Origin of the sequence: Bianquea renquensis, assembly GCF_014384895.1 — a bacterium.
Lineage (GTDB): Bacteria > Bacillota > Clostridia > Lachnospirales > Bianqueaceae > Bianquea > Bianquea renquensis.
In genome coordinates this window covers 55883-76053 of record NZ_JACRSQ010000019.1, presented here as the reverse complement: position 1 = coordinate 76053, position 20171 = coordinate 55883, and the positions used below count along the sequence as shown (strand labels likewise).

The following is a 20171-nucleotide window of genomic DNA, read 5'->3' as shown; positions in this document are numbered from 1 at the left end:
TGAAGAGACGGAGGAAGCGCATCTCTTGATCGAGAATCCAGAATATGTAAAATGGCTGCGGACTCTGTATGACTTCTATCGCAAAGGCTACATACAGCAATTTAAGGACCATGATATTGGCTCTCGACTTCTCGATCTACAATTCGGAACGGGTGTACCCACTGAACTGGCGAGTTATGGAAGCTATTGGGAGAGCGGCATTGAAGGCGATAAGGTGCTGACGATTACGCTGAGCGGATACACCCATTACAGCCCTCAGCTGCCCTTCGCAACGGCAATATCCACCAGTTCGGCCAATCAGTCATACGCATTGGACTTTTTGACAAGGGTCTTCACAGATGCCCATTTGACAAATCTGATGCTCCATGGGGCAGGGTATGAGGGGATGCTGGACAGCAATGGGAAACTGAAACCGGAAAGTCCGTTCGGCGAACCGCTGGCGTATGGAAACTATTATATATCAGTGCCTCGGTTTTATGAATATATGGACATGAAAGACCGATATTTTGAGTTCCATAACAGCCTGAAAAAGTCCAGCTTTACAGGTTTCTACTTTGATGTAGAGCCGGTAACCCAAGAGATCGAAGAATGCGATCCGATCTTTGCTAGATTCCTCGCTGGACTGCCCAGCACGGACCAGGATTTCGACACCTATCTTGCCGAGTGCCGCCAAGAGCTGCTGGAAGCAGGGGCGCAGGACATCATAGAGGAGGCCAACCGGCAGTTCACTGCGTTCAAAACAGGGAAATGAGCGCAAGAGGCAAAGGGACCATCCGCTCAGACTCAGGAAGCGAGAAAGGAATGGGGAAATTATGAAACGTAGTCGTATACAGTTTCCAAAACTATGGTTAGCGCTCTTCATTGCGGTTGCCGTTTCGGGCTGTGATAAAGCGCAGCCGGATGTATCGGCGTGTCACGAAATATCGCTTACGGGTTCGGTGACCGATACCGGCATCCTCACAACATATCCTGAACCTTTACAGTTTGTGGATTTTGAGTCGAAGGAATCGGTGGTTCTGTGCAGCAAACCGGACTGCGATCATCAATGGCATAGCGATGAGGAGCATTGCCCGGCGTTTGAACCGCATCACTATCCTTTTTTGTACAGCGGGGAACTGTATTATTTCAGAAACGATTCTTACTGGGGTTCGGACGGTAAGCCTGTGAGTACGTATAATCTGATTCAAAGCGATGTGAGTGGGACCAATGAAAAAACCGTTTGCTCTGTGCCAGGGATAGCCATTGGGAGTTATGCCATTTATCTTGAAAAGGACGTTCTCTATTTCTCCGTATTGGAGACGGGATTTGAGCCCAGCGGAGCGAGCAATGACGAACATAAGTTTTCTCTTTATGCCTTTAATCTGACAAACCAGGAGGTGACATCCTATGGAGCGCTAGTGGAGGGTGACAACGCCTCTTTGTTTATACATGGCGTGACAGAGAACCAGATTTTTTATGATGCGTATCATGTCAAGGGGGAATGGGAGCCAGGCATGACTTCGGAGGAGTACGAGGCATTACTGGAAAAAGATAGCTTTGTTCTGGATCTGCAGACCAAGGAGGTGAGGCACAACGACCTGCCAGAGCCAGTTCTGGTGCACGATGGCTACTATTATTACAATCGGGACAACGCTCTGTACAGCCACTGTTTGGCGGACGGAAAGGAAACCATGATTGCGGAGCGGATGTTTCAAACGGAGGGAAGGCTATCCTGTTCCTATGCGGATGGGAAACTTTTTATCAGCGAATGTTCGGTTGCCGGCTCCTCCGTGGACACATACCTTCGATGTTATGACTTGAAGAGCGGCAAGCTGACGGATATGGGGGAGAACAACAAGGTGTGCGCCGAGATTCTTGCCGCGTATAAGGACGAGTATTTTCTAAGCCTCAGCGATTACAAGCAGGAGGAGAGCACGACGAAACTGGCATATATAAAGAAGTCTGAGTATTTAAAGGGGGAGTTTGATCGCTACATTCTGCTCAACCAAGCAGAGTGAACGAGACAAAGAGGGAATAACGGACCCCGGAGAAAAGACGAGGGGAGGGTGCATATGGGATATTTAAGGATTGAGAATCTTTCAAAACATTATGGGCAGAAGCAAGCGCTGAGAGATTTCAGCGCCTGCTTTACCGCGGGAATTTATGCTTTACTCGGGCCAAATGGCGCGGGCAAATCGACACTGATGAACATTATAACCCGCAATGTATGTCCGGACAGTGGCGGAACCATCACTTGGAATGGGACTGAGATTGTCAGGCTTGGGACAGAGTATCTCGCTAAGATTGGCTACATGCCGCAGCAACAAGGGCTGTACAACAACTTTACCGCGTACCGTTTTCTCGGATATATGGCCTCCCTCAAGGGCCTAAAGCGCAGAGAAGCCGCCCTTGAGATTCCTCGCGCCCTGGAGTTGGTGGAGCTGACAGATGTGGCCGCAAAGCGCATTGGCGGCTTTTCAGGCGGGATGAAGCAGCGCCTTCTCATCGCGCAGGCGATTTTGGGAAAGCCTGAGATTGTCATCCTGGACGAACCGACAGCTGGACTCGACCCAAAACAGCGCGTCCGAATCCGCAGTCTCATTCAGTCCCTGGCCGAGGACAAAATCGTGATTGTATCCACGCATATCGTATCGGATGTGGAGAGCATCGCGGATCAAGTGCTTCTATTAAAGGATGGCGTTCTTGCCGCACAGGGAGCGGTGGAGGAGCTGGCAGCGTGTTTGCCGGTTGGATGTCCCCCTACCCTGGAGAACATCTACATGCAGTATTTCGGGGATGAAGGTGAGGCGCCATGCTGAGGCTGATTTGGAACGAATGGGCGAGGCTCATCTCGGGACGGTTCCTCATGGGCGCCATCCTCCTTCTGCTCTGCCTGAATCTTGGTTTTGCTTCCAGCTACCGCGTTGACCCCTATATTCCGAATTCGGCCTACCGACAAATCAGCTATGATTTGACACAGTATGCGAGGGAACACGGGGCTGATGCCATGTGCGCATATCTGCAGGAAAAAGTTACAGAGTATACCATCTATCAGGAGCTCATGTGGGGGGAGACGCCGGATACGGATGGACAGGACCAGGCGGCTTCCTATATCCAGAGGTATCAGGATCAGACCTATGAGCTTCGCTACACCGATCAGGTTTCCAGAGAGCTTCAGGTCTACCAGTCCCAGCTTAACCAAGTGTTAGCGGTGCAGAATTATGCAGGGTATCTGGAACAGATTCGCAAAAACGCGGAACGGATCCAAAATGTGTCGATCTTTGCGGATCCGAATTCCTTTGCCTATAGGAACAGCGTGAAAGCCAGAGAAGCATACGGGCGAATGGAGGGCGTCTGTCCGGTATATGACACGTCCTACGGTATTGTATCCGCTACCGATAGCCGTATCACAGACCTTTCCTTGTTTGCTTGCATACTGCTCATAACGGTTTACCTGCTCATTGGACAAAAAAGCACGGGCCTGCAAGCCGTTGTCCACAGCTGTAAGAACGGGCGCGGCAAGCTTATCTGCTCACAATTGGCAACTCTTTTGCTGGTGAGCCTGGTTGGAACAGCGGTTTTTACCGGCGCCAATCTCTGCGTTGGAGCTGTGCAATTTGGACTGGGTGACCTGGGCCGGCCGATTCAGTCCGTGGAAGGCTTTCTAGGCTGTACGCTGCGCGTCAGCGTTCGGGGCTATCTCCTCCTGTTCTGGATCGAAAAGTCCTTTGCGCTGTTTGCAGCGGCTGCTGTCGCCGCTTTTTTATGCATGGTAGCCAAAAGTGACGCCTTTGTGTTTTTCTCCGTGGGGCTGATCACGGCGGCAGAGGCTGTCTTGTTTTTCACAGTTTCCCCCTTTTCATATCTAAGTGGCCTGAAATACCTCAATCTTGTGTCCGCGATTCAGACCAATGGGGTGATGGAAAAGTATACCAATATTAACTTCTTCTCTCGTCCCCTTGACTTGCAGGTGGCGACGTTCATCACCGTTGGCTGCGTTATCCTGCTCTTTGCCTCTCTGACAATCTGGCGATATGTCAAGGGCGATACGCCAACCTGGAGCAGTGGCAAGCTGTCGGAAGTGCTGGCCCGCCTTAATCCTTTCAAGCGCCGCATTTCCACCCATATTTGGTACCACGAGGGCTACAAGATTTTGATCGCCAACAAGGCGATCTGGATTGTATTGGCATTTGTGCTCCTTCAGTTCTACCACTACAGTACGTACCGCCGTCCCTACGATTTGGACGACACCTATTTTCGAGAGTATGCGAAGCAGGTAGAAGGGCTAACCCCTCAGGAAGCCCGAGCGTTTGCCCAGGAGGAGGAAGCGCGATTTGAAAAGATTTACAGGGATATAGACCAGCTTATGCAGCGGCACGCGTCAAATGAGCTGACGGAAATGCAGTATACCGCAGCCCTGGCTTCCTTTCAGTCCAAGCTCGCATCCGAGAATGCGTTTTCCACGCTGATGCAGAGGTTGGAGTATCTGGACACACACTGCCCCAATGGCGGCGTCGTCTATGACACGGGATACCGTCTTTTGTATCAAGTCAGTCTGCAAACCTTTGATCAGCCCCTTTTGGCGGCTCTATTCCTGGTGCTATGCATCAGTCCAATTTTGGCTTACGATCGAGAGAGAAGGACCTGCGAGATTACCCGTGCCACACGCTTTGGCAGGACAAAAGCCCGGTTCTATCAATGGCTCTATGGGTTCATAATCGGCGCTGTCATTCTATGTATTGCATATCTGCCGTTGCTCGTCAATGTCAGCCGAACCTATGGCCTGGGAGGTTTATCTCTGCCGGTCCAAAGTCTTCCAGCCTTTGCCGCCTTTCCACTTTCCATTTCCCTGGGTGGCTTTCTCCTGCTTTTGTATGGGCTGCGGTTGCTTATTACATGGGCCGGCGTGTGTCTGCTTATGGGGGTATCCAGCAGATGTAAAAGTGTTGTCGCGTCGCTGATACTGGGGTTGGTGGCAATCGGCATCCCACTTGGAATTTACCTGGCTGTATGCCTACTGTAAACTATGTTTTGTGGCGAATCGAAGAGAAGGGCGGCCGCATCTAGGAGTGGATGCAGTCGCCCCTTTTGCCGGTCATGAATCACCGAACAAATATTTTCGAAATTGCTGTACGTCGGGACAGGGGATATACAGTGTCCTCGGGGAATCGTAGTAGGAGTTGCCAATCTGTCCCGGCGCCGCCGTGAACGCATAGAAGTCAAGCTGAAGGTACGGCTGTTGAGAATCGATCTGGGCCAGATCCGCCTGCAATATAGAGGTAAAGAAAGAGTCAGCTCTAGCGCTACCGAGATTTTCGGTGGTCACGGTGAACATGCCCCAGTAGTTGTCGAGATTTGACCAGGCTTCTGGAAAATTCATCGCATAAGCGCTTACGTAGAAATCGGCGCTTGGGTTTGACTGGACTGTGTTAAGCAGTGCGCGAAAGGAGGAGAGATTCTCTTCGTTGACCTTCTGCATGAAGACCGTTGCCGTTCGGGGCGTTAGATTCGACAGCATATACGATGTGCTGTACGAGTTCAATCCGCTGAAGCCTTTTGCTGTGATTGTGGTCAGGGAAGGCTGATCATTCTTCATATCCGCGAAGGATTTCAGCGGATATGTCTTCATGTAGGAATACCATCTCTCGAAGGGCAATGTCCTGACTTCTTCCCGGAGGGTGGCGTAAATCTCCCGTATGGCGCTGCCCGACAGGGGAGTCTCGGGAGAGAATACTTTGACCTCGTCGGGGGAGGGCAGATCCATAAAGGCTTCCTGAAAGGCGGCGTCCTCCTGCATAATAGCCATGACCTCGGATTTGTACTCCAGGGGAATCATGACGGTGCGAAGAATGGTAAAATGCCCAAGATCAATGCGGACTGCCTCCAAGGTGACAGGGTGGTCTTCGCTGTAGATCATGTCATCCCATTCGTTGTTGACAACATGCTCCAGCGTGGAATTCAGGCTAGAGGCGATGATCTCGTTGAGCCGCTCGTCCCGATATTCAATGTTGCGGATCTGGAGGGCGGCGTAGGTTGGAACCTCCGCATCAAATTGCGGCTGGACGAAGGTGACGCTTCGTATGGAGGACGCGCTGGGCCGGATGTGGAGCACGGTGTGATAATACAAGGAGCCGCCGAGAACGAAAGCGAGATTTAGGCAGATGAGGACCGCAACTCCAGGAATCGCCCGGACAAGATTGCGCAATTTTTTCGTCGTGATCAGCTCATACAAAAAGTAGACAAAGAGTGCGATGAGATAACAGGTCGCCAAAAGGAAGACGGTGGAGGATTGAATCCGGGAAAAATCCTGCGCGCTGTGGAGGAGAATCTGGCAGGGATACAGGCACACTTCCATGGAAACGCAGATTCGATACACGGCCTGAAGCTTGCGGTTCGGCGCCGGCTGTTGTGCGAGCTCGGATTTGCGGCGCTTGAATAAGATCACACAGCCGAACAGGTACAGGATTCCCAGTCCCAACATATAGAGGCCGCCGGGCCAGAAGGTAAATAGATCGTTGGCGCGGGTATTAAAAAAGTTGAACATGAGATAGTTGACTGCCAGATTGTACCGCACATCCAGCAAATTCATATAGCCGTCGGAGGGCAGGACTGGCAGAATTGCCCGCAGGCTGGAGGAGAATACAAGAAAAAAAAGCCGCGGCAGAATAATGATGAGCACTGCGAGAATCAAATTCGTAAAGGTTGTACCGGTGAGCATCATCGCCATGAGAAAGGCGCTGGCGATATAGAGAGAGGTGCCGAATACGTTCAATAAGGCCACCAGATAGCTGACATAGCTTGTGATCATGTACTCAGACAGAAACATCATCATGCACCAGGAGACCACAATGGAAGAGAGGGTGAAGAGCAGAATCCATGTGACGATGGCGGCGTACATGCTGAGCAGCAGGCTAGTCCGCGTATTGGCCAATGAAAAATAGTAATCGCTGGCATCCCGCTTATTTAAGAAGTTAAATAAGTACAGGACCATGATGGGGACGAGGAGAAGAAAAATAATGCTCAACAGAGGATTGTTGGCTGCCATATCCACCAGGATTTTGTCCGAGGTGGTGGAATTGAGCAGCGTCCCAATGGGCATTGCGATGGAAGCAATGCAGAGTACAACCGTCCCAGCCAGACCGATCGGCCGCAACTGTCGAAAGCTTTCTCTATAGAGTTTATAATCAAATGAAGTTTTAGACATGGGGGCCTCCTTGCAGGTCAACGTCGTGGAAGGAATAGCCGAGGGTTTCCATCTCGTAGGTAAAGACCTCTTCCAGCGTTAGGGGGAGAAATTCCATCAAAATCGGAGAGAGGGCGCGCAGCTTTTCGCGGGTTCGATCCTCATCCCCTCGGAGAATCAGGTTGGAGACGGACCCAGATTTGGAGCAGTGCAGGACATTAAAGGGGGCGAACAGCGCTTCGCTGTACTCATAGGAGAACGCGATCTGGACTTTGTAGAGGCTTGTCTTCAGATTTTCCACTTCGTTCTGCAGGATAATACCGCCCTTGTGGAGCATGGCCAGCTGGTCGCAGGTGTCTTCCAGTTCGCGGAGTGAATGGGAGGTGATGATCGCGGTGGATTTTCGCTCCGACACGTCACTGCACAGCAGGGATTTGATCAGTCCCCGCATAACAGGGTCGAGACCGTCAAAGGTCTCATCCATAAAGATATATTCCGGACGGCTCGCCAATGCGAGAATCATTGCCGCCTGGCGGCGCATACCCTTCGACAATGTGCTGATGGCCTTCTTGCCATCGAGGCGGAACAGTTCTGTCAGTTCCCGATAGCGGGGGTAATCAAAATTTGGCTGGGTCGCAGAATAAAAGGCGGCCATTCGGTCCAGGTTCGAATTGGTCAGAAAGTATACATCATCAGGGATAAACGCGATGAGGCTTTTGACCGAGGGATTTTCAAACACAGGCTGGCCGCTCAAGGTTAGCGTTCCCTCGTCCGCCTGATAGACACCGGCGGCAAGGCGCAGAAAGGTGGATTTGCCGGCGCCGTTGGAGCCGACTAAGCCGTAGATGCAGCCGTGGGGGATGGCGCAGTCTAGATTATGTATCGCCGTGAATTCGCCAAAGCGTTTGGTGAGGTGGGTTGCTTTAATCACCGTGAGCCACCTTCTTCCTCATATGCTTGCTCAATTGCGTTGAGGACAAGCCGCTTGTCAATACCGGCCAATCGCATATCGTAAGCTAGATTCCGCACCTTTTCCAGATCCCCCAGCTTGTATTCCGCCATCCGTTCCTTCGCAGCTGGGGAAATAAAACAGCCGCGCCCTGGGGAGGAATAGATGATGCCGCGATGGTCCAATTCCGTGTATGCCTTTTGGATTGTATTGGGATTGACGGAGAGATCCATGGACAAACTGCGGACGGATGGTATCTGATCACCGGGCGACAATATGCCGGTGAGGATAAATTTTTCAAATTGGGCAACCAGCTGCTCATAGACGGGACAGCGGGACTGTGAGTCAATGGCGAACATGGGACTCCTTTCGTTTGCAGTGCAACTGTATCAAGTGTCTTAGGTGTCATAATACAGTTGTTATGATAGCACAGGGGTGAAAAAAAGTCAATGAAAAAGAGATGCAGTCAACAATACGTTTGCATCTCTTTTTCATTGGGTTTATATTGCGATAATGGACCGGTGCGCCGCAGGGGACGCAGCACACCATTCCAGCTGATTGGCGATTATTTCTTTTGAACCAGATGTACGGCAAAACCACCGAACTCTTCTTGCAGATACATGGCGGCCAAATTGCCCTTGGCGTCATATTTTGCGGATTTCTCATTGAACGCTACACCCTGGGAGCGCAGGTAGGCAATGGCTCTAGCAATATAATTGGTGCTGATGGCGATATGTCCCTTCTCACCGAGATAGGGTGTCTTCATGACCTCAACATAGGATCCGGTAAAGATCGAACTGTTGCCAGGCTTGTATTCAAATCCGAAAACAGTGGCAAAGAGCTTTGCAATGGAGGCGGCTTCCTCCTCATTCCCTGCATTGATGCCCACATGGGCCAGCTCGAATCCCAGCATGGTCTTAACAGCTGTGCGAGTCAATTCCCGTATCCCATCATAGTCACCGGCGGACAATAGCTCTGGGGGAACCATCCAAGATCCGCCACATGCAATGATCTTATCAAAGGAGAGATAGTCATTCAAGTTCTTTGCGTTGACGCCTCCCGTGGGCATAAATTTGACTTGCGTGTATGGCGCTGCCATGGCTTTGATAGCCTTGATTCCACCATTGACCTCAGCGGGAAAGAACTTAACCACGTCTAGACCCAGCTCCAAAGCCCGTTCAATATCAGATGGAGTGGCGGTGCCCGGTGTGATGGGGACATTCTTATCAAGGCAGTACTGCACAATTCTGGGATTCAGCCCAGGGCTGACGATAAACTTTGCCCCAGCGGAGACTGCGCGGTCGACCTGATCTGTCGTCAGAACAGTTCCCGCTCCCACCAGCATGTCCGGGACGGCTTGTGCAATACGGCGAATGGATTCCTCTGCCTGGGCTGTCCGGAAGGTGATCTCTGCACAGGGAAGGCCTCCTTCGCACAAAGCCTTCGCCAGAGGGACAGCTGTTTCCGGGTCGTCGATTTTAATGACTGGAACTATGCCAATGGCAGATATTTTTTCTAAAATTTCATGCATAGAATGGTATCCTCCTGTTATTTCACGATATGAAACGTGGTTTCATCATAAAGAACAACCTTTCTTTATTATATAGTTTTTTATAGCAAAGTCAAGAGATTTTTCGATATTCGATGAAAAGAATGGGATCCATCATCTGCTTGACAGCGTTTCATAATGTGGTATACTAATAGCGTTATATTGAGAAAGGAAGGAAGCAAATGGACAAGAAAGAAAACCCTGCTGTGGTTCAGTCAGTGGAGCGGACTTTTATGATCATAGAGGAGTTAGGCCGGATGCCCGGTGGGATTGCCCTTGGGGATCTGAGCAGCAAGGTGGGACTGCATAAAAGTACAGTGCATCGCCTGTTAACCTGCCTGGCAGGGATGGGGTATGTCACGCAGGATTCCTTTACCGGGCGGTATCGACTCAGCCTCAAGCTTTTTGAAGTCGCTGGGAGGGCTGTCAATAGTTTGGATATTGTGTCCGCCGCTAAACCGCACTTGGACAGGCTCAGCGCTAAGTGTGGCGAGGCCGTCCACCTGGTAATTCGGGATGGGGTGGATATGATTTACGTGTATAAGGTCGATGCGAATGTCAACAGCATCCGCATGTCATCCTCTGTGGGCCTGCGGATTCCCATGTATTGCACGGGTGTGGGAAAGGCAGTGCTGGCCGAATATGCCGAGGAAGAGGTGAAGCAAATCTGGGAGACCAGCGATATCCGTCCTTTGACCGCCAACACGATTACGGATCTATGGGTGCTGCAAGAGCAATTGGAGCTTGTCCGCCGGAGGGGCTACGCTGTGGACGACGAGGAGAATGAACCGGGCGTTCGGTGCGTGGCGGTAGCCCTGCCCCAGATGCTGGGAGGACCGCCGGCAGCGTATAGCGTATCGGCGCCGGCCATGCGGATGCGCGATGAGCAGCTCCAGCAGATTGCGGAGATGGCATTGCAGGCGAAAGTTGGGATTCTGCACGATATTGGGGTTTCGCCTTGACCGCTTCCCGATTTATGATATAATGAAACACAGGGCGGCGATTGGCGGAGAGAAGCGAACGTATTTATAGATTAACTTTGCCGCTGGAGCGGCAGAATGGAGGTTGGAATGAAGATCACATTAAAAGATGGCGTTGTCATGGAGCTGGATGGGCCGGCTACAGTCGCTGAGATCGCCGGAGCCATCAGTGAGGGGCTGGAGCGAAATGCCTGCGCCGGTTTTGTAAATGGACAGGTGGTCGATCTGCGCACGACCGTCTCGGAGGACGCGCAGGTGGAGATTTTGACATTTCAGGATGAGGAAGGGAAAAAAGCCTTCCGCCATACAGCATCCCATATTTTAGCCCAGGCGGTCAAGCGGCTGTATCCACAGACGAAACTGGCCATCGGTCCGGCTATTGACAATGGGTTCTACTACGATTTCGACAGAGAACAGGCCTTTACGCAGGAAGAATTGGACGCCATTGAAAAGGAAATGAAGAAGATCGTCAAGGAGGGCCTGTCGCTGGAGCGATTTGAGCTGCCCCGCCAGGAAGCTTTGGCGCTCATGAGGGAGAAGGACGAGCCCTATAAGGTGGAGCTTATTGAGGATTTGCCGGAGGATGCACATTTGTCGTTCTATAAGCAGGGGGATTTTGTTGATCTCTGCGCAGGTCCACATCTCATGAATACCAGGCCTGTAAAGGCGTTTAAGCTGACGGCAGTGGCGGGCGCGTATTGGCGCGGCAGCGAGAAGAATAAGATGCTCTCCAGAATTTATGGGACGGCCTTTACGAAGACAGCGGATCTGGAAGCCTATCTGGAGCAGGTGGAGGAAGCGAAAAAGCGAGACCACAATAAGTTGGGCCGGGAGCTTGGCATTTTTACCACTGTCGATTATGTGGGACAGGGACTTCCCATATTGTTGCCCAAGGGAGCCAAAATTTTTCAGACGTTGTCGCGTTTTGTTGAAGATGAGGAGGAGAAAAGGGGCTACCTGTTGACGAAAACTCCGTACATGGCGAAAAGTGATCTTTACAAGATATCGGGGCATTGGGATCACTATCAGGATGGCATGTTTATTCTGGGCGATGAGCAGAAGGATAGAGAAGTGTTCGCTCTGCGGCCGATGACATGCCCATTCCAATTCCAAGCCTATCTCAATGAAATGCGCAGCTACCGGGATTTGCCTATGCGGCTTGCGGAAACTTCGACCCTATTTCGAAATGAGGCGTCTGGCGAGATGCACGGCCTGATTCGGGTTCGCCAGTTCACCATCTCCGAAGGGCATCTCATGTGTACGCCGGAGCAATTGCAGGATGAATTTGCAGGCTGTCTGGATCTGGCAAATTATATGCTGAAAACTCTTGGGCTGGACGAGGATGTTTCCTATCGATTCTCCAAATGGGACCCCGACAATAAAGATAAATATATTGGTTCGGCTGACGAATGGGAAGCGGTTCAGGGTAAGATGAAAGAGATTCTGGATTCCCTCTCATTAGTCTATACAGAAGCGGAGGGCGAGGCGGCTTTCTATGGGCCGAAGTTGGATATTCAGATCCGCAATGTCCATGGCAAGGAGGATACGCTCATCACCATACAGATTGATTTTCAGCTGGCGGAGCGGTTTGGCATGGAGTATATCGATAGAGACGGACAGAAGAAGTATCCGTATATCATCCATCGCACGTCCATCGGCTGCTATGAGAGGACAATCGCTCTGCTGATTGAAAAATATGCCGGTGCATTCCCAACATGGCTGGCTCCGGTGCAGGCCAAAGTGTTGCCCATATCGGAGAAAGTTATGGACCGGGCCGATGAGGTGTTGGCCGCTTTGAAGAAAGCAGGAATCCGAGCTGAGTTGGATGACCGGGCGGAGAAGATTGGGTACAAGATCCGGGATGCGCGCCTCAATAAAATTCCGTATATGGTGATTCTGGGACAAAAGGAGGCGGAGGATGGCACCGTTTCCGTGCGCAGCCGTGGGCAGGGAGACGTGGGGGCCATGGAGCTGGACGCATGTGTCAATATGATTTTGGAGGATATCCGGGAAAAACGTAAACCGTAAGGCAATAAAGGGAGTATCGCAAAAATATGGAGCGGTACTCCTTCTCTATTATATATCAAAAGCAGGACTGTTTTAGGACATAGAGAAGGAGCCGCTGCTTTGCAACCGCCCCTTAAAAATTGAGGATTCATAAATTCAATAGAACGTGGCCACTTCCTGGGCCGGCGCTTCTGTTTTCTCCATGGACAGGACCGTAAGGATGGGTCCTTTGCGGCCGTAGAGCTTGTGGAACTTGATGTCGATGCGCAAGCGCATGGTATACCAGACCGCATTTTCCGGCATTTCGGCTTTGGGACACTGCGCCAAAAAGCTGGCGAACTGAATGTCAGCTTCGCAGCAGGTCATCACATGACGGCCAAATGCGAAGGCACCTGGCGGCAATCGCCGGCTGAGCGCCGCGATCGCTTTATATTCTACTATCTTGCCGTTATATTTTTTGGGCTCCTCTGTCACATCCCGAAACCACAGGGCGTAATCCTCATCCTCGATTTGGATTACCGGTGCGTTGAGATCAAAGGGCAGCGGATCTTCAATGTCGTCATTTTTCACATCGCCATTCTCGTATTCATATGCGATGTTCGCCCGGCGGCTTATGCCGCGAACAATCTTGTGAAAATCCATGGGATCCATATCGCCGGTAAAGCGGTTGAAGATCACAATATCGCAGTTGGCCAGCTTGTCCACCACCAGGCTTCGAAGATTGGAATTGTATCCCAAGAAGGTGCTTGCATCTGCAAACAGGAATCTCTGATAGACGGTCCAGGATTCCGGCATGTTATTGAACAGAGAGCTGAGCTGCCACATGCCATTGTATTCCACCAGGACACGCGTTGCTTTGTGTTTATTCGCCAGATACTCCAACACTTTGGGCGTCAAATCAGATTCGTTTTCCAGAGTCTCGATCCATATACTCTCCATATACGGAAGGGTTGAATCATACTCTTCCTCCCCTTCCTCGCAGAGAAGCAAAAGAGTCCGCTCTCCTTCGTTGAATCGAGGGTCTGACAGCGTTCCCTGGATGAACTTTGTCTTACCTGCCTCCAAAAATCCTGTAAACAGATAAACCGGCATATCTTCCATTTGCTTGTCCCTCCCCGTCAAAGGTTATACAAAAAGTTTTTTCAGCTCATCTTCCTTAATATGAGAGCCAATTACACAAAGCCGGCCAGTGACGATGGCGGGACCAGTCCGCACGTTGTGCTCCTCCGGGACATAGTCAAAATGAATCCAGCTGCCGTCGGCACCGGCTACGATCCCCTTGGCCCGGAGAATCACACCATAGGTCTCACTGTCTGCCAGTGCGGTCAACGCCTGTTCGATCTCTTCCGCCGTAAATGTATGCGTGGTTTCGATCCCCCAGCTGGTAAAGATTTCATCTGCATGGTGATGATCGTGATGATGGCCATGGTCATGGTCATGATCATGATCATGATGATGGTCGTGGTGACAGCAGCATTCCCCGTCTTCCTCATGGTCGTGGTGGCAGCAGCATTCTCCCTCTTCGTGGTGATGATGTATCGCATCCGCCAGTTCTTTCAACTCCTCTTCCAATGTGCTCTTGTGCTCCATGGCTTCCAAAATCTGGACGCCGGAGAGTTCTTCCCAGGGGGTGGTAATGATGGTGGCGGCGGAGTTGTGCTCCCGAAGCAGCGCTACGCAGGAATCCAACTTTGCCTGTGGGATATTGCGGGTGCGGCTCAGAATAATGGAATTGGCGTGTTCGATTTGATCATTATAGAATTCGCCAAAATTTTTCATATACATCTTGCACTTGTTGGCATCGACCACAGTGGTAAAACTGTTCAAGACAACACCGTCCATATGGAGATTCTGCACGGCGCGGATCACATCGCTGAGTTTACCGACGCCGGAGGGTTCAATCAAAATTCGATCCGGATGGAACTGTGCCAACACCTTCTGAAGCGCCTCGCCAAAGTCACCCACTAAGCTGCAACAAATGCAGCCGGAATTCATCTCGGTAATTTCCACGCCTGCATCCTGCAAAAAGCCGCCATCAATGGACATCTCGCCAAATTCATTCTCAATCAACACGAGCTTTTCACCGTGAAAAGCCTCGGCAATTAACTTTTGAATCAGAGTCGTTTTGCCAGCTCCTAGAAAGCCGGAGAAAATATCGATCTTGGTCATTTTCAAGCATCCTTTCTTTGTAAAAACACTAACAGTCTGTCAATACTATATTGTAATGTTTTTTGGCGCGACTTGCAAGTGTTTATGAAAAAGAATTTGCGGCATTGACTTGCCGGCATATCATCGGATGTGTATGTCACGGCTGATACACGAAAATGGCGTTCCTTGCAGTATGATAGTAGATGAGAGTGTTTTCCGTGATGGCAGAGGAGCAAAATATTGATATAAAATAAGTCTGAACAGCCCCCCATTTGATAGGATATACTATCAACAAATGGGGGGCTGTTCATTCACCTATAGGAAAATCTGACGCGAGGCAAACTTTTTTCTATGACAGAGCCTTTCTTTATCGCAGTTCCGCGATCTCCGTGACAGCGACATAAATCTGAGAGATCCGGTACCAAGTTGGATAATCGACGATACCGTTGGGGGGCAGATTAAATACTTCTTGAAATACCCGGACCGACTCCGCGGTCTGGGGCCCAAAGATTCCATCCACTGGGACCTTTGGGATGGCGGGATAGTTGTTGGCGATGGCATTGAGCTGGCGCTGGATGGTTCTGACAGCATCACCCCGCGAACCCTGACTCAGGTTATAGCCCGGGAAAGATGCCGGAATGCCGGCCACCTGGGGAGCTGTGTTTAAATAAATGTCGGGGCCATAGAAATTGCGAAGAATCGAGACTGCATCATATCCCTGATCCCCCAGATACTTTGATCCCCATTGTGTCATCCATCCAGGACAGCTGACCCGCTGCCCATCGCAATACTGTGTCAGAAGAGGCTGTTCAATGCCAGGTTTGGTGATATAGTTCGTCAGGACGGAATCGACGACCTGGGCAATACTATTGAAAATATTGCGGCCATAGATAAACTTATGATCATAGGCTGTTGAGGATGTGATGGTGAAATTATAGCCTTGATTTCGATACCACTCCGTAAAGACTCGATTCAAGGTAAACGACATGATGGCGAGAACATTGGCGGTAATAGTGGAAGTCGGCCAGGTGGAATAGATTTCGCAGGATGCAACATTTTTAATGTAGGCGTCATAGCGCACCCAATAATTGGGCGCATCGGAGTTCGGCGGCCCGTCATGGACGACGATGAATTCCGGGATTACGATATCATTGAGAACGACAAACCCACTTTCATCGGTGGGAAGGGGCTTCACAGGATCTTCTGGAATTTTAGGCGGAAAGTCTCCATTGAGAGTATTGGGACCGATGATGATGTCCGGTTGATCGGTGACGGGAACCTCGGGGATATCAGGGTTATCCCGGTCAACAGCCCGGATCTCCTGAAGGGATTCCTGCCCTGCAAAGACTTGTGTGCCTTGAATGAAGACGGACTCGGCCTCTGGGGACTGGAAGATTAAGTCATATTGAGCGTAAGGATTGACAGCGTATTCTGGCACCATGGAGAGTTCCAAGGGGGGAGTGGGAAGCGTTACTACCGGGGTATTTCCAGATTCGTCCGTCTGCAGGACTTCCAGAATTTGCTCGCTGCCAGTTGGGCGAATGGTTACGGTGCCGCCGGGCAGAGGACGGAACCCTACCAGGCTCCGGGCTTCCACCTTTAGAGTGCCTGTGCTGGCGGTTTCCATAGTTGCAGGCATTTCTCGAAATAAGCGCATGGCGATACTCCTTATTCAGTTCTTATCCTATTCATATGCGCCACAATGGAAAAATAGGTCTGGATGGATAATATTTTTCATATACTGAAGAAAAAACGGAGATCGAGCGAGATGGCAATCTTAGATTCGGAATTAGCGGCAGCGCTCTCCTTGTCAAAAGAAGATCTGGAGAATACGGAGAGCTTGCAGGAAGGCTATACGCAGGCGGACGATCGATGGGAGATCATCGTTCGGTATAACGGCGACATTAATGCAGTTGCGGAACAAGTTGGGGGTGCACCCACGGAAATCCTGACAGACCAATATGCGATCCTATATCTAACGCGGGAACAAATCGACGCCATCATCTTTTATCCGGAAGTTGAATACCTGGAAAAGCCAAAGGGCTTGCTTTTAGAGATCAGCCGCGGGTTGATCGCTTCCTGCATTCCGCAGGTGCAAACGCTCCCGGACTATTCTCTGCGGGGCGAGGGTACGCTGCTGGCAATTTTAGACTCAGGAATCGATTATCTGCACCCCGATTTCATACGCGAAGACGGAACGAGCCGTATTGTGTATCTGTGGGATCAGGAAATCACAACGGGTACACCCCCGCCAGGATTTTTAGAGGGGAGCTTGTACACACAGGATGAGATCACGGCCGCCATCGCCGCGGGTAGCAGGCAGGAAGCTTTGACCATTGTGCCTTCTCAGGACACCGTCGGTCACGGCACACATGTAGCGGGTATTGCGGGCGGAAACGGCCGTGCGTCCCAGGGTGAATACCGCGGCGTGGCCCCGGAGGCAGAATTTTTGATTGTCAAGTTGGACTCCAGTCAAGGCTACGGCTTTACAAAAACGACATCGCTGATGAGAGCGATCAAATTTGTGGTGGAGACGGCGAGAGAGATGCGAAGGCCCGTTGCCATCAATATCAGTCTGGGGACCAATGATGGCGGGCACGACGGAAACTCTCTCTTTGAAACATATATTGATGAGTGGGCGCGGCGCTGGAATGCATCCATCGTCGTATCAGCGGGAAATGAGGGGGCAGCCGCGCGGCATGCAGCCGGGGTCCTTTCTTCACACGAGGAGGCCGCCGTTGAATTTCAGGTGGGAGGGAATCGGAGGAGCGTTTTTCTTCAACTGTGGAAGTCTTACACAGATGATCTCAGAATCGGTCTCACCGCTCCGGACGGAGAGCGAACTGGAATTATTGTCCCCTCTCCGGCGGCCTACCAGACAGTGCTACAGGGAACCACCATATCCGTCTACTATTCACTGCCAAATCCCTATACGATCGCGTCCACGATTCTCATTGAATTATTTTCGCCATCCCAGGTAGCGGAGGGATTGTGGAGCATTCAGATCGAAACAGGGAATGTGGTCGGCGGTCAGTACGACGTTTGGATGACTGCAACCCAGGACTTGAGGGGCAATACCTTTTTTTTGCGGCCAGAGGAGGACGTCACCATCACGCTGCCGTCAACGACAGTGAGGACGATCAGTGTGGCGGCCTACAACACGGAGACCAACAGCATCGCGTCCTTTTCAGGGAGAGGTTTTACGCGGTTATCCCGGGAGATCAAGCCTGACATATCGGCGCCAGGAGTCAACATCACCGCCCCTTGGCCGGGAGGGGGCTACCGGGCTCAGAGCGGAACTAGCATGGCGGCCCCCTTTGTGACAGGCAGCGCAGCGCTGCTGATGGAGTGGGGGATCATAAGAGGGAACGATGTGTTGCTATATGGGGAGAGGTTAAAAGCATTTTTGCTAAAGGGAGCATCCCGAGACATGAGAGGGTTGACCTATCCCGACCGGGATTGGGGCTATGGAAAACTTTGTCTATTCGCTACATTCCGGGATAATTCTCTCGTGGGACAATTGGCGCGAAATACACCCTCACCCTATACCGGTTTAGGATCCGATCCCCTGCCAATCGAACAGAATATCAACTTATGGCTGCGAAATTTTGCTTATATTCGAGAGCAAAGGGAAGCAGGTGTCACATGCGAGGAAATCGTAACGTCAGATCAATATCTGGATCTTTTGTTTCAAGGGGAGATCAATCAGGATGTGGATGATTTGCTTAAGTCCATAGGGGATGTCTGTTTACAGCCAATTGGCAACGATTATCTCTTATTATTTCTGCATCAAGATGAATATACCTCTGCCCAGGCAATTTACTCACTCTTTCGCTTGTCAAGAGTTCCGCTGCTCTATGGGCTTTGCGCCGATACATCGGCACTACAGGCGTCGGGCATAACGCAGCTCAGCCAGCTAACGCAGGAGCCGCTGACAGGAGCGGGCGTCGTGATCGCCATCATTGACACGGGCATCACCTATCAACATCCAGCCTTTATCCGCGAAGACGGGAGCAGCAAGATTCTGGCGGCTTGGGACCAAACAAATTGGCAGAACAATCCGCCGTCAGGATTTTTATTTGGGACAGAATATACACGGGAAGATTTTGATGAGGCGTTGGCGTCGGATACTCCTTTGGAGATCGTACCGATGCGGGATGAAGTTGGACATGGAACGCAGATTGCCGGGATCGCAGCCGGTATGCCGGACTATGCGCAAGACTTTTCAGGGGCGGCCCCGGGGGCTGATTTAATTGTCGTGAAGTTAAAACCAGCAAAACAGAACTTGCGACAATTCTATCAGGTTCCAGAGGATGCCATCGCGTATCAGCACACAGACATTATTCAGGGAATCGAATTCGCCATAGATCGGGCAAAGGGCAGACCGCTCATTGTGCTTTGCGGTCTAGGAACTAACATGGGGGCCCATGACGGGACGATGGGGCTGGAGCAGTACTTACCGACACTTACGCAGCGGGAAGGGGTTGGCGCCTTCGTAGCAGCGGGAAATGAGGGCAATAAGAGCAAACATATGTCCGGAATGTTTCCTGCAGGACAGACGGGCAGTGTGGAGGAGATCGAGTTTTTTGTGGCGGAGGGAGAAGCCGGGTTAAGTCTCTTCATTTGGAACTATGTCCCAGACCAGATGTCCATCTCCATCACGTCACCTCGGGGATATACCATTGAGCGGCTGCCGGTCATGGTGGGAAGCCTGTTTGATTATCCGCTGCCATCAGAGCGAACCCGTGTTTTTGTGCGGTATTATCTCCAGACAGAGGGGAGCGGCGATCAGTGTATCTCGGTTAAGCTTCAGAATCCGACGCCGGGGCTTTGGCGGATTAACCTCTATGGCGATATTATTTTAAATGGCCGCTATGATGTCTGGCTGCCTCTCAGCAATTGGAGCCAGGCGGAGACCCGATTTCTCAGGCCGGACCCCTACACAACCGTGACGGTTCCCAGCACAGACGAGGGCGTGATTACCATAGGTGGATATAACCACCTGAGCCAAAGTCTGTACGAGGCGACAGGCCGGGGGCCCACGAGGGGACAGCGTCTGAAACCGACCATCGTGGCGCCAGCAGTGGGGATCTATGGTCCGAGCGGGCTGGAAGGGTATGCCCCAGTGACGGGCACAAGTGCCGCCGCGGCTATCGCAGCGGGAGCAGGGGCGCAGCTGATGGAATGGGGGATTCTGTTGGGAAATCAGCGGACAATGAACACAACCATTATGAAGACCTATCTGATCCGCGGTGCAGACCGAAAAAGCGGCATTGTCTATCCCAACAATGAATGGGGATATGGGCAGCTAAATGTATTGCGCAGTTTAGAACAGTAATCGTACTTTTTTTGAGGGTTCCCGCATAGAATAGCAGA

The 20171-nt window shown here is 51.3% G+C and carries 14 protein-coding genes; 7 read left to right on the top strand and 7 right to left on the bottom strand.

What is annotated here, in order from left to right:
• From H8730_RS12440 to H8730_RS12425, 4 genes are all read left to right on the top strand, one after another.
• A partial coding sequence (locus tag H8730_RS12440) for a DUF3502 domain-containing protein (protein ID WP_249289878.1) occupies positions 1 to 751 on the top strand: 751 nt, incomplete at its 5' end.
• A 61-nt stretch (positions 752 to 812) separates the two neighbouring features.
• Positions 813 to 1997, top strand: a complete 1185-nt coding sequence (locus tag H8730_RS12435) for a hypothetical protein (RefSeq protein ID WP_177713783.1) — start codon at positions 813 to 815, stop codon at positions 1995 to 1997.
• A 54-nt stretch (positions 1998 to 2051) separates the two neighbouring features.
• Positions 2052 to 2798, top strand: a complete 747-nt coding sequence (locus H8730_RS12430; RefSeq protein ID WP_177713782.1) for an ABC transporter ATP-binding protein — start codon at positions 2052 to 2054, stop codon at positions 2796 to 2798.
• Positions 2792 to 5002 carry a hypothetical protein gene (locus H8730_RS12425; RefSeq protein WP_177713781.1) on the top strand — a complete coding sequence of 737 codons (2211 nt, stop codon included), beginning with the start codon at positions 2792 to 2794 and terminating at the stop codon, positions 5000 to 5002. The genes H8730_RS12430 and H8730_RS12425 overlap by 7 nt, the downstream gene beginning before the upstream one ends.
• A gap of 72 nt (positions 5003 to 5074) precedes the next feature.
• Here the strand turns inward: H8730_RS12425 and H8730_RS12420 are convergent, their stop codons facing one another.
• The 4 genes from H8730_RS12420 to H8730_RS12405 all read right to left on the bottom strand — a co-directional run bounded on the left by H8730_RS12420 (position 5075) and on the right by H8730_RS12405 (position 9642).
• Positions 5075 to 7183, bottom strand: a complete 2109-nt coding sequence (locus H8730_RS12420) for a hypothetical protein (RefSeq protein ID WP_177713780.1) — start codon at positions 7181 to 7183, stop codon at positions 5075 to 5077.
• The gene (locus H8730_RS12415) at positions 7176 to 8093 is read right to left on the bottom strand and encodes an ATP-binding cassette domain-containing protein (RefSeq protein WP_177713779.1); all 918 of its coding nucleotides are present in this window, start codon (positions 8091 to 8093) and stop codon (positions 7176 to 7178) included. Before H8730_RS12415 ends, H8730_RS12420 begins: the two co-directional genes overlap by 8 nt.
• A complete protein-coding gene (locus tag H8730_RS12410) occupies positions 8090 to 8470 on the bottom strand; it encodes a GntR family transcriptional regulator (RefSeq protein WP_177713778.1) in 381 nt (126 codons plus the stop codon). Before H8730_RS12410 ends, H8730_RS12415 begins: the two co-directional genes overlap by 4 nt.
• Before the next feature lie 206 nt (positions 8471 to 8676).
• Complete coding sequence (locus tag H8730_RS12405; protein WP_177713777.1) at positions 8677 to 9642, bottom strand: bifunctional 4-hydroxy-2-oxoglutarate aldolase/2-dehydro-3-deoxy-phosphogluconate aldolase; 966 nt, start codon at positions 9640 to 9642, stop codon at positions 8677 to 8679.
• A 200-nt stretch (positions 9643 to 9842) separates the two neighbouring features.
• On the opposite strand from H8730_RS12405, the gene H8730_RS12400 reads away from it, so the two are divergent.
• Both H8730_RS12400 and thrS read left to right on the top strand, forming a co-directional pair.
• Entirely contained in the window at positions 9843 to 10622 is a 780-nt protein-coding gene (locus tag H8730_RS12400; RefSeq protein WP_177713776.1) for an IclR family transcriptional regulator, read from the top strand.
• 108 nt (positions 10623 to 10730) lie between these two features.
• Positions 10731 to 12668 (top strand): threonine--tRNA ligase, encoded by a 1938-nt coding sequence (thrS, locus tag H8730_RS12395; protein WP_177713775.1) that lies wholly within the window; start codon positions 10731 to 10733, stop codon positions 12666 to 12668.
• A gap of 135 nt (positions 12669 to 12803) precedes the next feature.
• Here thrS and H8730_RS12390 read toward each other — a convergent pair whose 3' ends face one another.
• The 3 genes from H8730_RS12390 to H8730_RS12380 form a co-directional block, all read right to left on the bottom strand.
• Positions 12804 to 13748: a TIGR03943 family putative permease subunit gene (locus tag H8730_RS12390; protein ID WP_177713774.1), complete on the bottom strand. Its 945-nt coding sequence runs from the start codon at positions 13746 to 13748 to the stop codon at positions 12804 to 12806.
• A gap of 24 nt (positions 13749 to 13772) precedes the next feature.
• Positions 13773 to 14816, bottom strand: coding sequence for a CobW family GTP-binding protein (locus tag H8730_RS12385; RefSeq protein ID WP_177713773.1), 1044 nt, complete (start codon positions 14814 to 14816; stop codon positions 13773 to 13775).
• A gap of 346 nt (positions 14817 to 15162) precedes the next feature.
• Complete coding sequence (locus H8730_RS12380) at positions 15163 to 16452, bottom strand: peptidoglycan-binding domain-containing protein (RefSeq protein ID WP_177713772.1); 1290 nt, start codon at positions 16450 to 16452, stop codon at positions 15163 to 15165.
• A 111-nt stretch (positions 16453 to 16563) separates the two neighbouring features.
• On the opposite strand from H8730_RS12380, the gene H8730_RS12375 reads away from it, so the two are divergent.
• Positions 16564 to 20133, top strand: coding sequence for a S8 family peptidase (locus H8730_RS12375; RefSeq protein ID WP_177713771.1), 3570 nt, complete (start codon positions 16564 to 16566; stop codon positions 20131 to 20133).
• The last annotated feature ends 38 nt before the right edge of the window (positions 20134 to 20171 follow it).

Bases quoted from the DNA above. Each gene is read 5' to 3' on its own strand.
- H8730_RS12430 (WP_177713782.1), top strand. From the start codon at position 2,052: ATGGGATATTTAAGGATTGAGAATCTTTCAAAACATTATGGGCAGAAG.
- H8730_RS12405 (WP_177713777.1), bottom strand. From the start codon at position 9,642: ATGCATGAAATTTTAGAAAAAATATCTGCCATTGGCATAGTTCCAGTC.
- H8730_RS12380 (WP_177713772.1), bottom strand. From the start codon at position 16,452: ATGCGCTTATTTCGAGAAATGCCTGCAACTATGGAAACCGCCAGCACA.
- H8730_RS12420 (WP_177713780.1), bottom strand. From the start codon at position 7,183: ATGTCTAAAACTTCATTTGATTATAAACTCTATAGAGAAAGCTTTCGA.
- H8730_RS12435 (WP_177713783.1), top strand. From the start codon at position 813: ATGAAACGTAGTCGTATACAGTTTCCAAAACTATGGTTAGCGCTCTTC.
- H8730_RS12385 (WP_177713773.1), bottom strand. From the start codon at position 14,816: ATGACCAAGATCGATATTTTCTCCGGCTTTCTAGGAGCTGGCAAAACG.
- H8730_RS12425 (WP_177713781.1), top strand. From the start codon at position 2,792: ATGCTGAGGCTGATTTGGAACGAATGGGCGAGGCTCATCTCGGGACGG.
- H8730_RS12400 (WP_177713776.1), top strand. From the start codon at position 9,843: ATGGACAAGAAAGAAAACCCTGCTGTGGTTCAGTCAGTGGAGCGGACT.
- H8730_RS12410 (WP_177713778.1), bottom strand. From the start codon at position 8,470: ATGTTCGCCATTGACTCACAGTCCCGCTGTCCCGTCTATGAGCAGCTG.
- thrS (WP_177713775.1), top strand. From the start codon at position 10,731: ATGAAGATCACATTAAAAGATGGCGTTGTCATGGAGCTGGATGGGCCG.
- H8730_RS12390 (WP_177713774.1), bottom strand. From the start codon at position 13,748: ATGGAAGATATGCCGGTTTATCTGTTTACAGGATTTTTGGAGGCAGGT.
- H8730_RS12375 (WP_177713771.1), top strand. From the start codon at position 16,564: ATGGCAATCTTAGATTCGGAATTAGCGGCAGCGCTCTCCTTGTCAAAA.